Consider the following 16,651-nt stretch of genomic DNA (forward strand, 5'->3'; position numbering starts at 1 on the left):
CTGTGCTCTATTCTGTATAAGTTAGTGTGAGCTGGTTATCACAACTGATGTCATCGATATTATGATGAACCCGAGTAAGCCTATCGATAGGAGCCTGCATGGCACGAAAAGCGCAACTAATCAGCACAACTGGCCAGCCTGAATTTGGCTATTTCCCGGATGGTGTTGAGACCATTAATTACCTTGATTATGATTTACGCAGTGCCATGGATAAGCGCTTGGGCGCTTTCGCCAAGCACTTCAAATTTAATCAGTTTCAATTCATCGGTTTTAGCAGCCAGAACTTGCTGATCGGTGTGGCTATTGTGGATTTGAAATGGGTCAGCAACGCTTTTGTCTATTGCTACGATGTGCAAACACAGCAGTTCGAAGAGTTCAGCTTTCTGCAGCCATTGGCGCGTAACACCCGGATAGAGACGCAGCCCGGTCAGGGCAAAGCCTTGTTCCGTAAAGGCGCTAACTATCTGAGCATGGATGCTACGTCGCAGCCAGGCAGGCGCCTTGTTGAAGTGCAATTAAAGCAGCTGCGGTTAACCGCCAGCATTGATGAGACCACCGCTTATCAGCCTTTGGCAGTTTGTACCCGTGCCGGCTATCAGGGCTGGGTATTTACCCAAAAAGCCACCGCCTTACCCTGCAGCGGTCAGTTGAAGTGGCAAAACCGTCACTATGATTTGCAAGCCCTGAACACCCTTGCTTGTGTCGACTGGACGGCTGGCTATATGCGGCGTGAAACTTTCTGGAATTGGGGCAGTTTGTCGTGCTTTTTGCCCGATGGTCGCCGCCTTGGTTTTAATTTAGCCGCAGGAGTCAATGAGACGGGCTTTACTGAAAATGCGCTTTGGTTGGATGGTCGCTTCATCAAGATTGCTATGGTTGATTTTCAGTTTAACCGTTATCAGCCCGACACACTCTGGTCGATGGTATCAAGCGACGGCATTATCCGGCTGCAGTTTGAGCCAAAGGGCTTGCGTCAGGAAAAAATCAACGCAGGCTTGATTGCCTCTAACTTCACTCAACATTTTGGCCGCTATTTTGGTGAGATTCATTTGCCAGACGAAGTTATTCAGTTAGAAGGCGCATGGGGCTTTAGTGAAGATCACTACGCGAAGTGGTAGGCGGTTAAGCGGCTCTGGAGATGATGTTGTCTGAACTGGATGCAGGCATAAGAAAGGCCGCTGTTCTTCTTGGCAAGATTAGACTACTGCGGCACTATAAGCTCAAAGCGTTCTACTTGAGTTATCGATGCACGAATTTGATGATTTAAAAATCCTGTTGCAGGCGCGAAGCCCGTTGATTGTGATTGAAAGCTATGAAGAGCTACGGGCCTTGCAATTGATCCGCCGGTTGGCGGTGAATTTATTTCGACCACTGTTTCAGTGGAGCTGTACCGAGGGCTTGCGCCGCCTGGATGTACCATCCGATGCACAAACGTTTAATACCGAGCCACAGCAAGTGTTGGCTCAAATCAAAGGTACCAAAAACCCGGGTATCTATGTGCTGTGCGATTTTCACCCGTTTTTAACTGAGCCACGCCATATTCGGTTTCTGAAAGAAATTGCCTTGCTACACGATACGGTGGGGCATACTGTGGTACTGCTTAGTCACTCGCTTAGCATTCCAGCTGAATTAGCCCGTCTGTGTTACCGCTTCGAACTGCATTTGCCCAGCGATCAGCAGGTACGCCAACTGGTGTTGGAAGCGGCCGAGTTGTATCAGCAACGAACCGGTGAGCTGGCCGACTTGCAGCCAGATGCAGTGCAGCAACTGGTGCAAAACTTACGAGGCCTGACCTTCGAGGAAGTAAAACGGCTGGCCTACAAAGCCATTGCCAACGATGGTGCCATTAGCGCGGCAGATGTTAGCCGGGTCAATCAGGCAAAATTTCGCCTGCTGCAAACCGAAGGGGTGCTGAGCCAGGTATATGACACCAAGGCGCTGGACGATGTGGTGGGGCTAGAGAACCTGAAAAGCTGGCTGCTGCAGCGCCGAACTGCCTTTGTGCAGCAGCAACGCGATACCCCAAAAGGCGTCTTGCTGACCGGGGTGCAGGGTACGGGCAAAAGCCTGGCTGCCAAAGCCATTGCCGGTGCTTTTGGCGTGCCACTGCTGTTGCTGGACATGGCCAGTTTGTACAACAAGTACATTGGTGAAACCGAGAAAAATCTGCGTCAGGCGCTGCAGCTGGCCGATGCCATGGCACCATGCGTGCTGTGGATTGATGAAATTGAGAAAGGCATCAGTTCCGGCCAGGGCGATCAGGGGGTAGGCCGGCGATTGCTTGGTACCCTGCTTACCTGGATGGCGGAGCGCAAAGCAGCAGTATTTTTGGTGGCCACCGCCAACAACATCCATGAATTGGCGCCCGAATTGCTGCGTAAGGGACGCTTTGATGAGTTGTTCTTTGTCGATTTACCTGAAGCAGACGAGCGTCTGGCGTTGTTGCAATTACATTTACAGCGTAGGGGTTTGGTGCTGGATACTGAGGCGCTCACAAAGCTGCTGCCGCTCACAAGTGGATTTTCCGGCGCGGAGCTGGAGCAGGCTGTAGTGGGTGCCAGCTTCCGTGCGCAAAGTGATGCCACTGTGCTCGGCCCACATCATTTAGAGCAGGAGCTTGGCCAGACCCAACCGATTTCTGTGGTGATGGCAGAGTCGGTCGAGGCACTGCGTCATTGGGCCAGCTCGCGCTGCGTGCGTGCTTAATCGTGATGTATAAACACCAACTACGCAATTTTTACATCCCGGAAGAGCAGTCGTTTTACTTGCTCAATGCCAACGATGCCCGCAAGTTAAAGGAGTGGGTAGCGCTTTGTATTTCAGAACTGGAAAAACTGGGTTATCAGCAGATTGAGCTGATAGGTAAGGGGGCTTATGGTTTTGCTTTTGCCGGGGTCAGCCTGCAAGGGGAACAATGCGTGTTTAAATTTTCCCGCATTACACTACCCTTGCATATCCAGGAGCGGTTAGCCGATGAGGCCTATATGTTATCGCAGGTGCAGCACCCGGCTGTGCCGCGTTACATCACCTATCAGCTGATTAAGAAACAAGGCATTTTAATGATGGGCCGTGCCAGGGGCATAGACCTGGAACAGTACAGTCTGCAGTATGGCCGTTTGTCAGCCCGCTTGCTGATTAAGTTGGCAGGGCAATTGGCCGAGTTGCTGCAGCTGTTGCGACAGCACAAGAAAGAGGGGGTGCCAGCACCCATTGTGCATGGTGATATCAAGCCTTCGAATCTGGTGTTTGATAGCGAAACCGAGCAGATTAGCCTGGTCGATTGGGGCTCATCGGTGTTTGCGCAAACCGACGAGCAGGGCCAGTTCATCAGCAACGATGTGATGGGCTTGATGTCGGCTGATTTGCAGCACTCCAATGCCCGTTTGGGGGATGTCTACTTTATTGGCCCGGAACAGCGCAGTGGTGCTTTATCCAGTCCGCGTTTTGACGAGCAGGGTGTGGCCAGCACCCTGTATGCCCTGGCCTCGGGTCAGTCCTGTCGCTTTGGCTACAAAGCCATACCGGCACGAAGCCTTGGTTTGCCGCAAGCTTTTGCCACCATGCTGGACGCCTTGCTTTCTGACGATGCAGTCTTGCGCCGGCAGGCAGGAGATTACTTTTTGCAACAGATGCCACGATTAAAGCAACTGGTGTTGCCGGAGCTGCCACTGTTTGATGATCAGTCACTGCTGCCGGTTTGGGTAAGCCCGGTGCGTCATGATTTGGATACAGTGGTTTACTCATCGCGCAAGTCCTTTTTACGGGAGCACAGCGTTGAAGATGGCATTGGCTTTGTCGATGATGCCCAGCTGGAGCGTTACTACAAAAACTATTTAGAAGGCATGGGCGATACTGAAAAAGCCTTTATCGCTGCAGTGAGCCGCCTGGCGCGTTACCCGGTGGTGGGCGGCCTTGCGATCCATTGGCAGCCCAAGGGGGTGTATATCGACTCCAGTCTGAACCTCTACGACGATAGCCTGATCCGCTCCTTTGCCCTGGCGGTAAACAATGTCGTTCAGCTGGCTCAGGCCATTGGTAGGGTGGGTATTTTCAAGGCATGTTTGTTTAATGCCCGTAATACCATTCATATCAGCCGGGACAGTCAGGAACAGCCTTTTGTGCCGCCGCAAGGTGCTGAGATCCCGTATCGAATTGCTCCGGTGCTTAGCAGCGATGCTTCGAGCAAGCAACATTCTTACTTTGAAGATGGTAAAGACCCGGACGAGCAGCTGATCCTACCGGATAGCATTATGGATGATATTGGCCGTCTGAACCTTATTCGTCATACCGGCTGTTTGATTTTTGAGGTGACACCGCTTTATATGAAAATTCACAGTTACTATCGCCTGTTGGATGTGACCAAAGAACAAGAGTTTGCTGATCTGCTGGCCAGTATTTTACGCAAGGTGCCAGAAATCACCGGGGAAGGCGTGGGTGGGTTTATGAAGTTGCCGCACAAAGATACCCGCTTTTTTAAACATCAAACCATCCAGCCAACGTTTTACTACCCGGCCAATCCAAGGCAGTGGCAAAGTCATCACTGAGCGGATTTACGGGGGTGCTGGTTATTTTCTCTGCAGCGGAGCTCGCAATTCAGGCTTTTGGTAAAGAAATGGTTTAATTTTTCGGCCAAACCAAGTAATGTTAGGGCTTTGCAGCCTCTTAGAAACGAAGCATGAGTTCAACCGATACCGATCTTTACCCACTGCTGTTGCAGCAGGCCGCTGCCCTTGTCCAAGATGAACCTGATTTAATTGCCAAGATGGCAAATCTGAGCGCTTTGATTTACCACAGTCTGCCTGAGCTTAACTGGGCTGGCTTTTATATCATGCGGGAAGGCGAGCTGGTACTTGGGCCTTTTCAGGGAAAAGTCGCCTGCGTCCGGATCCCGGTAGGTAAGGGAGTATGCGGCACAGCGGTGGCAACAGGTGAGCCCCAGCGCATTGCCGATGTGCATGCGTTTCCTGGTCATATTGCCTGCGATGCTGCCAGTGAGTCCGAGCTGGTGATCCCGGTCAGGGCCGGTGATCAGATTATTGCTGTTTTGGATATCGATAGTCCGATACTTAATCGCTTCGGTGCAGCAGATCAGTCTGCCTTGGAGCAGTTGGTTCGGTTACTGGAGCAAAGCCTGGTATGAAAGCCATGATGGAGGTGCAGGATTATTTGTTTAGTCCGCACGATGTGGGCGATTGGGATGGTGAGGAAGAACAGGTCGCTGATCAGATGAACGCTATTTATCATGCGGTTTGGTCGGTAATACCGGACGATACAGCCACCAGCGAGGTGGAATTACTGTTAACTCAGCTGTGGCAACAGTTATCGGCTGACACGCTAGTACTGGAAGCCAGCGAGGAAGAGCTGATTGACTGGTCTATAGCCTTTGTAGAAAATCAACTGGCAGCTGAACCTGAGCCGCTGGATGAAGATGATGACGAATTTGAAGAGTAATTGTGCATGACAACCCCGAATACAGATGTAGCTGAAAACACGCCCGCAACTGGTGAACCAACTACCAGCACGGATAGGACATCAGAGCGCAGCCATGAGCAAGTGGCTGAGAGTAACAGCGAGGTACTGGCTGCGAGTAAACTCACCTCGGTGAAAGAGGTCATTGCTTATCTGGCGACTGAGTATCCTGACTGTTTTTCAATTACTGGCGCTGCCAAGCCATTGAAAATTGGCATTTTTCAGGATTTGGCTGCCGCCCTTACTGAGCAAAGCCCAATTAGTAAAACTCAACTAAGGCAGGCACTGCGGGTTTATACATCCAGTTGGCGCTATTTACAGTCGATTCAATCGGATGCTGTGCGTGTTGATTTAACCGGCACTGAGGTTGAGAAAATCGATCAGCAGCAAGCGGACCATGCAGCCCAAACGCTCGCTGAGAGTAAAGCCAAGGCTGCTGAGCTGCGCAAGCAGCGGGCTAAAGCTGCACAGCCGGCTAAAGAAGCCCACAAAGAAGGGCAAAAGGCGACGAATGCCCCAAATAAAAAGGTTATGAACAAAAAGCCCTCTGGCCGTTCTAATCCTCAGGTTCTAAAATCTAAAGTAAACCAAAAGCCAACCGCTGCGGTAAAAAACAAAGAGCAAGCGTCTCTGACCCCTGTGTCTGATACCGGATTAAAAGTTGGCAGTAGTGTATTGGTTCGACTTGGTCAGGCACCGATGTCCGCCACCGTAGTTGAAGTTGCTCGTAACGACGTCACTGTGCAGCTTCAATCCGGTATGGTGATTAAAACCAGTCGTGATAGTCTGTTTCAACAGGCTTAGGTTGTTCGTGATGAAAAGTTGTTAGCGATCAAACGTTGTTGGCGACCACGGCTTAGCAGATGAGAGTATTATGAAACAATCCGTTGCGTTCTTGTTGGCATTCACCCTTTCATGCAGTCCGCTATGGGCCGATGAGAAAAGCTCAAGCGAGCCTGTTGAGCTGCCTGTGCTTACACAGGAGTCTCAACATGCGACTGCCAGTAAACGCATCTCTGCTCTGTTTACCCGCGGTCACTATGCGCCGGTACAACTAGACCAGGCTTTTTCTGAGCGGGTTTTTGAACGCTTCCTGAAAAGCCTGGACTTCAATAAAACCATCTTGCTGCAATCCGATGTGGATCAGTTTGCCCGCCATCGTCATCAGTTCAGTGATGCCCTGAATCGCGGAAACCTGGCCTTTGCTTTTGATATGTTCAATACCAGTTTGCAACGTCGCTACGAGCGTTTTGGTTTTGCCTTGGAGTTGCTGGAAACAGAGTTTGATTTTGAACAAGACGATCAGTATTACTACGATCGCGAAGAAGCGGATTGGGCGACTAGTCAGGCTGAGCTGGATGAGCTTTGGCGCCAGCGGGTTAAGTTTGATACCTTGAACCTGAAACTGACCGGTAAGACTCAGGAAGAAGCCAAAGAGTTGCTGCAACGACGATACAGCAATGCCCGCAACCGGCTGAAGCAAACCAACAACGAAGATGTGTTTCAGCTGATCATGAATGCTTATGGTCGTAGCATTGAAGCTCACACGTCTTATTTATCACCGCGCAATGCTGAGCGCTTCCAGCAAGATATGAACCTATCGCTGGAAGGCATAGGCGCAGTGCTTCGTGCTGAAGACGACTACACGGTGATTCAGAGCCTGGTTCCCGGTGGGCCGGCAGACTTAACCCAACAACTCAAGCCAAAAGACCGGGTGATAGGCGTGGCCCAGGACGATGAAGAATTTGTTGATGTAGTAGGCTGGCGGCTGGACGATGTGGTTGAGTTGATTAAAGGTCCCAAGGGCAGCACTGTGCGCTTGCAGGTGCAAAGTGGCGGCTCAATGGTATCCGGCACCACCAACGTGGTATCCATTGTACGCGACAAGATCCGCCTTGAAGATCGTGCCGCCAAGGGAGAGGTGTTTGAGCCCATGCTATCCGAGCTGGATAAACGCATTGGGGTGATTACCATCCCGGGCTTTTACAACAATCTGTCGGATGATGTGAAAAAAGAGCTTGCCAAACTGCAGGAAGAAAAAGTGGATGCGATTATCATTGATTTACGTGGTAATGGCGGCGGTTCACTGCAGGAAGCCACGTTACTAACTGGTCTCTTCATCGACCGAGGTCCTGTTGTGCAGATACGTGAGGGCTCAGGCCGTATTTCGGTCAGTCAGGATCGGGATGGTGTCAGCTATTACGATGGTCCTTTGACGGTACTGGTAGACCGCTTCAGTGCGTCAGCCTCTGAGATATTTGCAGCAGCGATGCAGGATTATGGTCGGGCTTTGGTGGTGGGTGAGCAAACCTTTGGTAAAGGCACGGTCCAGCAACATCGCGGGCTGGGTCGTATTTACGATATGTTTGAAAATAGTTTGGGCAGTGTGCAGTACACCATTGCTAAGTTCTATCGCATTGATGGTGGCAGTACGCAGCACCGTGGGGTGATCCCGGATATCTCCTTCCCATCACCGATTGATCCGGAAGACTGGGGCGAAAGCCGCGAAGAGAATGCTTTGCCATGGGATTCTATTCCAGCAGCGGCTTATCAGCGCCTGGATAGTCTGGAGCCACATTTACCCTTGTTGTTGCAGCGTCATCAAAGTCGTGTGGCTGAAAATCCTGAGTTCACCTACCTATTGGATGATATTGAAGAGTACCGTCGCCAGCGTGATGAAAAGTTTGTCTCACTGGTGAAAGCTGAGCGGGTACAACAGCGGGAAGAGCGTGAACAACGGCAGTTGGCTCGAGCCAATGCACGACTGGCCTTACTGGGTAAAGAGCCGGTAGAGGATGCTGAAGATTTGCCTGAAATTCTCAGTGAGTTGGATCCTTTGCTCGAAGAGACGGTACTGATTACGGCTGACTTCCTACAGCTGGGGCGTTACGCGAAAAAATAACCAGGGTGTATCAGGCTGGCGATGGTAATCGCCAGCTTTTTCTATATAACGATTACAATAAATAATAATAGGGTTGGTTTTATGTCGGGAGCACGTGAGTCCGTTCATGGCATGTGGTCCGGTCGGTTTGCGTTTATTCTCGCAGCGACTGGAGCAGCTGTTGGCTTAGGCAATATCTGGAAGTTTCCATACATCATGGGCGAGAACGGTGGCGGTGCCTTCGTGCTGGTCTATCTGCTGTGCATTGTGCTGATTGGTATACCGGTGATGATGTCCGAGGTACTGATTGGTCGACGTGGTCGCCAAAGCCCAGGCTTGTCGGTGAAAACTCTGGCGCAGGAGGCAAGTGCCAGCACTCGTTGGCAAATCGCCGGCTGGAGTGGTTTGGTTGCCAGTTATCTTATTTTATCCTTTTATGCTGTGGTTGCCGGTTGGGCACTGGCCTATGTCATTAAAACTGCTCGAGGTGACTTTCAGGGCGTTGGGGCAGAAGCCATCGGTGCTCAATTTGGTGCTCACCTCGCCAACCCCTGGGTACTTATGGCCTGGTCCGCTGTTATCTTATTTGTCACTGTGTATGTGGTGGGACGAGGTGTGCATAAAGGGCTGGAGAAAGCGGTCAATTTTTTGATGCCAAGTTTATTCGTATTGCTTGGCGTGATGGCCATTTACTCAGCCAGCAATGGTGCTTTCGGCGAGGCAGTAGCCTTTATGTTTACGCCGGATTTTTCCAAGCTCACTATTAATGGTGTGTTGCTGGCTCTGGGCCATGCGTTCTTTACTTTGAGCTTGGCCTCTGGAGCCATGATCATTTATGGCGCTTATCTGCCATCCAATGTGTCCATTGCGAAAACTTCCATGTTGATAGCTCTGGTAGACACGGCCGTTGCGATGCTGGCTGGCCTGGCAATTTATCCTTTGGTTTTCCAATACGGTCTGACACCTGCAGAAGGCCCGGGACTGATTTTTGTGACCTTGCCAATTGCTTTTGGCTCCATGCCTTTTGGTACTTTCTTTGGTACCTTATTTTTTGTGATGCTGGTGTTTGCGGCCTTTACGTCGGCGATTGCCATGATTGAATCCACCGTTGCCTGGTTGGTTGAGCGCAAAGGTTTGAGCCGCTTTACAGCGACAGTGGCCACCGGCGGCTCCTTGTGGTTGCTGGGCTTACTGACCGTGTTCTCATTCTCTGGTGCATCCTGGGCCACATTCGAGCTCAGTGTGTTTGGCAAGTCCATCAGCAGTTTCTTTGAAGTGGTGGATTACCTGACTTCTGCCATTATGTTGCCGCTGGGGGGGCTGGTGATTGCCGTCTTTACCGGCTGGGTGATGAAGAAGAAAATTACCCAGGAAGAGCTGCAAACCTCAGCTTTAATGTATGGTATCTGGCGTTTTGCCATTCGTTGGTTCACGCCGGTCGCTGTCGCTATTGTGTTTTTGCATCTGATAGGGGTGCTTGACCGGTTGCTACGCTTGCTTGGGATATAGGAATTCGCATGACAACAACAATAAAAGAGCCTAGTTTTCTGGATGCGGTGTTGCCGATTCTAGTTCTGATTACACTGCTTTCTAGTTCCGTTGTTCTGTTTGGAAATGACTCTTCATACGGACCGAATCAAATTGCCTTGTTTATAGCCGCAGCGGTCGCTGTGGTCATTGGCATTAAAAACGGTTATCGCTGGGCTGATATTGAGCAGGCGATGATCAAGGGCATTTCGTTATCGCTTGGCGCTGTGCTTATCTTATTGGCAGTAGGCGCTTTAATTGGTACCTGGCTGTTGGCAGGCACTGTTCCGACACTCATCTACTATGGTATGCAGTTGCTGAGCCCAAGCTGGTTCTATGCAGCCAGCTGTATTTTGTGCGGTATTGTTGCCATGAGTATTGGTAGCTCCTGGACCACAGCGGCCACGATCGGTGTCGCTTTAATCGGGGTGGCCGCTGGCTTGGGGCTATCGCCAGCCATTACGGCCGGAGCCATTATTTCCGGTGCCTACTTCGGTGATAAAATTTCGCCATTAAGTGAAACGACCAACCTGGCGCCTGCAGTAGCAGGTGCAGAGTTGTTCGCCCATATTCGTCACATGCTTTGGACTACAGTGCCAAGCATTCTGTTGGCCCTGTTACTTTTTACGATTATTGGCCTGAACAGCTCCTCTACCGCCGATGCGGTGCATATTGATTTAATCAGCAGTACGCTGCATGAGCATTTTGCCATTAGCTTCTGGACCTTGGTCCCGCTGTTTGTGTTACTGGCTATGGCGATTAAAAAAGTGCCTGCTTTCCCAACGGTCTTTATTGGTGCTTTGCTGGGTGGGGTGTGGGCACTGTTGTTCCAACGCGATCTGATGCAAACACTGATGGAGCAAGATTTAGGTACTGCTATCGGCAGTTTTAAATTGGTGTGGTCTACATTGTTTGATGGCTTTGCGGTCGAAACCGGCTCAGACGATTTAAACAGTCTGCTTAGCGGCGGCGGCATGTCCGATATGCTCAATACCGTCTGGTTGATTTTTTCTGCCATGATGTTTGGGGCGGTGATTGAAAAAATTGGCCTGCTGCGCAAATTTGTTCAGTCGATTTTAAAAGCCGCCCACAGCACTGGTTCCCTGATCACCAGCACCATTGCCACTTGTATTGCCACCAATATTCTGACTGCAGATCAGTACATGGCGATTGTGATGCCCGGGCGGATGTATAAAGAAGAGTACGAACGTCGCGGGCTGGCACCAGTGAACCTGTCACGTACCCTGGAGGATGGCGGTACCATCACCAGCCCGCTGATCCCCTGGAATACTTGTGGTGCTTATATGCATGGTGTGTTGAATGTTAATCCACTTGATTACTTTATCTATGCATTCTTTAACCTGATCAATCCGGTTTTGGCCGTTATTTATGCTTACTGCGGGATCAAAATCCTCAAGCTGACACCGCCGGACAGTGTTCAGCAAGAGCTGCACCTGAAGCCTTAAAATGCAGCCTGAGCCCCACCGCTCAGGCTGTTCCACGTTATACTAATCAAAAGCTGTTGTTGCCATCGGAGTAGTTATGTCTGCAGAAACCATGAGCCGTTCGGTGAAACGCCTGTCTGATTATCAGCCACCGGGTTTTACCATTGACAGTACAGACTTAACTTTTGAGCTCGATGCAACTCATACGGTAGTGACTGCTGTGCTCGAGCTTCGGCGGTTGGATCCACAGCTTACGGAGTTGAGCCTGGATGGGCAGCAATTGCAGCTGTTATCATTGCATTACAACGATAAGCTTCTGGCTGCCAATGAGTTTGACTGTACCAGTCAGCAATTGCGGCTGAAGGTAACCGAAGACACCTTTCGACTGACCATCAGAACACAGATCAACCCTCTGGCCAATACGGCTCTGGAAGGGTTGTATTATGCCAATGGCAGCTTTTGCAGTCAGTGCGAAGCCGAAGGCTTTCGGCGCATTACTTATTACCTGGACCGGCCGGATGTGTTGTCGGTATTTCGCACCACCATCATCGCTGATACAGCGCATTACCCTTATTTACTTTCCAATGGCAACAAGGTTGAACAGCGTAAGCTGGATAATGGGCAGACCTTGGTTTGTTGGCAGGATCCATTTCCAAAACCAAGTTACTTATTTGCTCTGGTTGCAGGTGATTTTGATTTGCTCAGGGGAGATTACCAAACCCGTTCCGGCCGCATGGTAGCCCTGGATTTCTTCGTAGAGAAAGGGCAGGGAGGTAAAGCCGCATTTGCCCTTGACGCTCTCAAGCGCTCGATGCGCTGGGATGAGCAACGATTTGGGCTGGAGTACGACCTGGATACCTACATGGTGGTGGCGGTTGATTTCTTCAATATGGGCGCCATGGAAAACAAAGGCCTGAACGTCTTTAACAGCAAGTATGTGCTGGTCAGTGAGGATACCGCGACCGATACCGATTTCTTTAATGTCGAGTCCATTATTGGCCATGAATATTTCCACAATTGGACCGGCAACCGGGTGACCTGCCGTGATTGGTTTCAGCTCAGTTTAAAAGAAGGCCTGACGGTGTTTCGCGATCAGGAGTTTAGTCGTGATATGGGTTCTGCCACGGTCAATCGTATCCATGCCGTTCAGGTGATCCGTACCGCTCAGTTTGCCGAAGATGCCAGCCCGATGGCACACCCGATCCGGCCGCAGCAGGTGATGGAAATGAACAATTTTTACACCGTCACAGTGTATGATAAAGGTGCGGAAGTCATCCGCATGCTGCATACTTTGCTTGGTGAGGCTGGCTTTCAGGCGGGTATGCGTTTGTACTTCGAGCGTCATGACGGCCAGGCCGTGACCTGTGATGACTTTGTGCAAGCGATGCAGGATGCCAACCACTACGATCTGAGTGCATTTCGCCTCTGGTATCAGCAGTCCGGTACTCCGGAGCTGACGATGCAGCGGCATTATGAGCCGCAGCAGCAACGACTGACGCTTCGTTTAAACCAGCGCACTGCTGCCACGGCCGATCAGCCCGATAAAGCAGCTTTGGTGTTGCCGGTTCGCTACCAGTTGCTGGACGAGTCAGGTAATAAATCAGGGCTCTTCGTGATGCAGGAGCATAACGAAACCCTGGTGTTTGATGGCGTCTCGGCGCAAGCTTTACCCGTAATGCTGGAAGACTTTTCTGCGCCGGTGCGTTTGAAGCATGATTACAGCGAGCAGGAGCTGTTGCGTATTGCGATGGAGGCCAGTAATGGCTTTGCCCGCTGGGATGCGTTGCAGTCTTGCTGGATGCTCTGGTTAGATCAAGCGATGCATCAAAACAATGATTTCAGATTACCTGATGCATTCTTTGAGCTGTATCAGCAACTATTAAAGCTGCCGCTCGATGACAAAGCACTAACAGCCGAATTGCTGAAGGTACCGGAGTATCATGTGTTTGCCGAGAACTTTCAGCAGATACCGGTAGATGCCATTTTAAGCGCCATCCATAGCTTTCGTCAGCAAATTAGCCAACGTTTAGCGCCCGAGCTCAAGGCGTGTTATCAGCAACACTCGGTAGTTGCCGTTGAATACAATGAAATGAATGTCGGCATACGAGCACTTAAAAACCGTTGCCTGGATTATTTGGCATTGCATGGGCAGCCTGCGGAAACCTTGTTGTTGCAGCAATACAACTCTGCCAGCAACATGACCGATAAGCTGGCTGTGCTCAGCGCTTGTCTGCACAGCGCTCATCCCGCCTTTTTTGGGCTGATGCAGCAATTTGCCACTGAATGGCAGCACGATGTATTGGTGTTGGATAAGTGGTTTAGTTTACATGCAGCTCAACCCAGTGCTCAGGTATTCGAACAAATCACCTTGCTTTGTCAGCACCCAAAGTTCAGCTGGCAAAATCCCAACCGGGTACGGGCGGTGTTTCATGCTTTTGCTATGCAAAACCCCGGGCAGTTTCATCGCATGGATGGCCGTGGCTACCAGCTGCTGACCGATACCCTGCTGAAACTCGACCCAATCAATCCTCAGGTGTCTGCACGGCTGGTCACTCCTTTATTATCCTGGCAACGCTTTGACTTGGAGCGACAGGCTTTAATGAAAGCTGCTTTACACCGGCTTTCTGCTCAGCCTGGGATCAGTGATGATCTGTATGAAAAAGTAAGTAAGGCCTTAGCCAACGAGTGAGGATCCCAAGGTGGCTTGCTATCAGTTCTCGCTGCATTTATCCGCAGAGGAGTGCCTCGGTTATTATCAGGGACATTACCGCAATCTGATTGTTACGGCTCGGACCGGCGAGCGTATTCAGATCCCGGCAAAGCACTTTCATCGCTTCATTCAGAAAGACGGCATTCATGGTCTCTTTACTATTTTGCTGGATGAAAAAGGTAAGCTGATAAATTTAATAAAAAATAGTTAGAGCTATTGCTTTAAACGCTGACTTGAAACAGCTGTTCTTACCACCGGGTTATTTCAACTGAATTATCATTATCTTAGTTCCATAATTTGGGTTTTTTCAAAAGCTGATTAAACTAATAAGGTATCTTTGTGTATGAAAATTATTTTGTGATGCAAAAAACAAATACAAATCAACAGATTTAGCTGGCGAGAAGCCTTGCGAAGCTACCGAAATGATGTAATTATTTTATTCATGTGCGCTGAGCTCCGATGAGTGGCCAGTGTGTCGATACAAAAATAACAATGACCTGCAGGGACAGGGGGGGAGAAACTGAAATGAATAAAAGGCCAATTCTTTTCCATAAAAAGCCTTTAGCGCTGGGTGTAGCGGCTGCTTTGCTGGCAATGTCGGCCAGCTCCCAGGCAGCTAGCTGGCGGCTTGGGGATGTTGATATTCAGTTCGATTCAACGTTTTCCTACGGTGCCAGCTGGCGGACATCAGAGCGTGACTGGGACTCGATCAGTAAAGTAAACCATCCGCGTTTTGATTGGGCTGGCTACAATGCCGGCACCAACAACATTCTCTACACGCCTCAGGATATCTGGGCTCAGCCGGGCGCTTATTCCAGCAACGGTGATGCGGGTAATCTGAACTTTGATCGTGGCGATATGTTCAGCAACATGCTGAAAGGCACCCACGACTTATCCATTCGTAAAGACAACATCGGCTTCTTTGGCCGTTTTATGTATTTTTACGACTTTGCCCAGCGCGGCAGCAATTATGCCTATACCAATCCACTTTCTGAGCAGCAGGTCAATCCTTGTAACGATAAACGTGCCCGCGAGCTGAGCTGCCGTGACTTCCGGCTGCTGGATGCCTACATCTACGGCAACTTTGCGCTGAATGATGGCATGAACCCGCTTACTGTGCGCTTGGGCCAGCAAGTACTCAGCTGGGGTGAAAGTACCTTTATTCCTCACGGTATCAACATTACCCCGGTGGATGTCGGTATTTTACGTGCTCCTGGTTCGGACTTAAAAGAAGCCTTTATTCCGGTTGGCATGCTGACCATGGCCTTGGGTATCACTGATAACTTATCGGCTGAAGTGTTCTATCAATACGATTGGGAGAACAGTTACTTACCAGCGCCTGGTACTTACTTCTCCACCAATGACTTTGCTGGTGCCGGTGGTCATAATCAGAATATTCAGCTCGGTTTTGCCGGAAATCCCGATATTGACTTATACCATGTTCTAGCAAACCTTAATAATATCAGTACTATGCTTGCCTCTGGTGCAATAAATGCACAGACAGCTGTCGGTATGTACTTGCAGTATCCTACCAAGGTTGCACTTCGTCCACATGGTAACAACGGCGAATTAAAGCCAAAAAATGGTGGTCAGTATGGTGTGAAATTTGAATATTTTTCACCTGAGTTGAATGATACTGAGTTTGCTGTTTACTACATGAACTACCATAGCCGGGTCCCATTGATTTCGGGCCGGGCCTCCAATTTCAATCAGGCAGCAATTATGCAGGATATTGGATATCTTGCTCAAAATGCCGGTCAGATTGATAAAGACACTATTCTGAACTTGCAAGCTTTTGCTCATGGTTTACTGGAGTATCCGGAAGACATCAAGTTGTACGGCTTTAGCTTCAACACCACAGTGGGTACCACGTCCGTTGCTGGTGAAATCGCGCATCGTCGCGGTGAACCACTACAAATCGATGATGTCGAAATTTTGTACGCTGGAATGCCTGAGCAACTGGCAAATTCAGATGGAGCTTGGGGGCGCCCTGAGTTGGCCGGGATCTCACAGATTGGCCGCTTTGATGGCAATAAGGTACAACCAGGCGCAATGGCCAAAGGTTATATCGAGCGTGATACCACCCAAGCACAAATGACGTTCACCCATTTGTTTGGTCCGGTACTTGGTACTGACAACTTCACTATGTTGGCTGAAGTGGGTGGTATTAAAATCCACAGCATGCCAGATCATGAAGTGTTGCGCTTAAATGGTCCTAACACCGACCGAAGCGGTGCCCCATTGATTGGTGCGAATGGCCCATCCGAAGGTTTGCACACCGCATTATCAGACGGCCCTGAGCCAAACCCGTTTCCAACGGCTTCAGCCTGGGGTTACCGCGTGTTTGCTCAGGCTCAGTACAACAACGTATTTGCTGGTACCAACATGACGCATCGGGTGAACTTTGCTCATGATGTAAATGGCATTACCCCGGATCCACTCTTTATGTTTGTGAAGGGGCGCAAGTCGCTTGGTTATACCCTTGGCTTTGATTATTTGAATCGTTGGTCCGCAGAGTTGTCTTACAACTGGTTCTGGGGCGGTGTAGGCACCACCAATAACCTGGCAGACCGTGATTTCGTGTCATTTAACATTAAGTATTCCATTTAAGTAAGGGAC

12 protein-coding genes are annotated in these 16,651 nt (G+C 50.1%); all 12 read left to right on the plus strand.

Features of this window, described 5'->3' with window-relative positions:
- Nucleotides 1–98: 98 nt before the first annotated feature.
- Nucleotides 99–1,118, plus strand: coding sequence for a DUF2804 domain-containing protein (locus QWY20_RS03440; protein ID WP_330127643.1), 1,020 nt, complete (start codon nucleotides 99–101; stop codon nucleotides 1,116–1,118).
- A gap of 127 nt (nucleotides 1,119–1,245) precedes the next feature.
- Nucleotides 1,246–2,706, plus strand: coding sequence for an AAA family ATPase (locus tag QWY20_RS03445; RefSeq protein ID WP_330127644.1), 1,461 nt, complete (start codon nucleotides 1,246–1,248; stop codon nucleotides 2,704–2,706).
- Between the two features lie 5 nt (nucleotides 2,707–2,711).
- A complete protein-coding gene (locus tag QWY20_RS03450; protein ID WP_330127846.1) occupies nucleotides 2,712–4,544 on the plus strand; it encodes a protein kinase domain-containing protein in 1,833 nt (610 codons plus the stop codon).
- 131 nt (nucleotides 4,545–4,675) lie between these two features.
- Nucleotides 4,676–5,140, plus strand: coding sequence for a GAF domain-containing protein (locus tag QWY20_RS03455; RefSeq protein WP_330127645.1), 465 nt, complete (start codon nucleotides 4,676–4,678; stop codon nucleotides 5,138–5,140).
- Complete coding sequence (locus tag QWY20_RS03460) at nucleotides 5,137–5,451, plus strand: hypothetical protein (RefSeq protein ID WP_330127646.1); 315 nt, start codon at nucleotides 5,137–5,139, stop codon at nucleotides 5,449–5,451. The genes QWY20_RS03455 and QWY20_RS03460 overlap by 4 nt, the downstream gene beginning before the upstream one ends.
- A 6-nt stretch (nucleotides 5,452–5,457) precedes the next feature.
- Nucleotides 5,458–6,273, plus strand: coding sequence for an RNA chaperone ProQ (gene proQ / locus QWY20_RS03465; RefSeq protein WP_330127647.1), 816 nt, complete (start codon nucleotides 5,458–5,460; stop codon nucleotides 6,271–6,273).
- Between the two features lie 70 nt (nucleotides 6,274–6,343).
- The gene (gene prc / locus QWY20_RS03470) at nucleotides 6,344–8,371 is read left to right on the plus strand and encodes a carboxy terminal-processing peptidase (protein ID WP_330127648.1); all 2,028 of its coding nucleotides are present in this window, start codon (nucleotides 6,344–6,346) and stop codon (nucleotides 8,369–8,371) included.
- 81 nt (nucleotides 8,372–8,452) lie between these two features.
- Complete coding sequence (locus tag QWY20_RS03475) at nucleotides 8,453–9,859, plus strand: sodium-dependent transporter (RefSeq protein ID WP_330127649.1); 1,407 nt, start codon at nucleotides 8,453–8,455, stop codon at nucleotides 9,857–9,859.
- 8 nt (nucleotides 9,860–9,867) lie between these two features.
- Nucleotides 9,868–11,343: a Na+/H+ antiporter NhaC gene (nhaC, locus tag QWY20_RS03480; RefSeq protein ID WP_330127650.1), complete on the plus strand. Its 1,476-nt coding sequence runs from the start codon at nucleotides 9,868–9,870 to the stop codon at nucleotides 11,341–11,343.
- Between the two features lie 76 nt (nucleotides 11,344–11,419).
- Nucleotides 11,420–14,011 carry an aminopeptidase N gene (pepN, locus tag QWY20_RS03485; protein ID WP_407935393.1) on the plus strand — a complete coding sequence of 864 codons (2,592 nt, stop codon included), beginning with the start codon at nucleotides 11,420–11,422 and terminating at the stop codon, nucleotides 14,009–14,011.
- Nucleotides 14,012–14,021: 10 nt separating this feature from the next.
- Nucleotides 14,022–14,243, plus strand: coding sequence for a DUF2835 family protein (locus tag QWY20_RS03490; protein ID WP_330127651.1), 222 nt, complete (start codon nucleotides 14,022–14,024; stop codon nucleotides 14,241–14,243).
- A gap of 314 nt (nucleotides 14,244–14,557) precedes the next feature.
- Nucleotides 14,558–16,642, plus strand: a complete 2,085-nt coding sequence (locus tag QWY20_RS03495; RefSeq protein ID WP_330127652.1) for a DUF1302 domain-containing protein — start codon at nucleotides 14,558–14,560, stop codon at nucleotides 16,640–16,642.
- Nucleotides 16,643–16,651 lie beyond the last annotated feature (9 nt).

Source organism: Alkalimonas cellulosilytica (assembly GCF_036325985.1).
GTDB classification, from domain to species: domain Bacteria; phylum Pseudomonadota; class Gammaproteobacteria; order Enterobacterales; family Alteromonadaceae; genus Alkalimonas; species Alkalimonas cellulosilytica.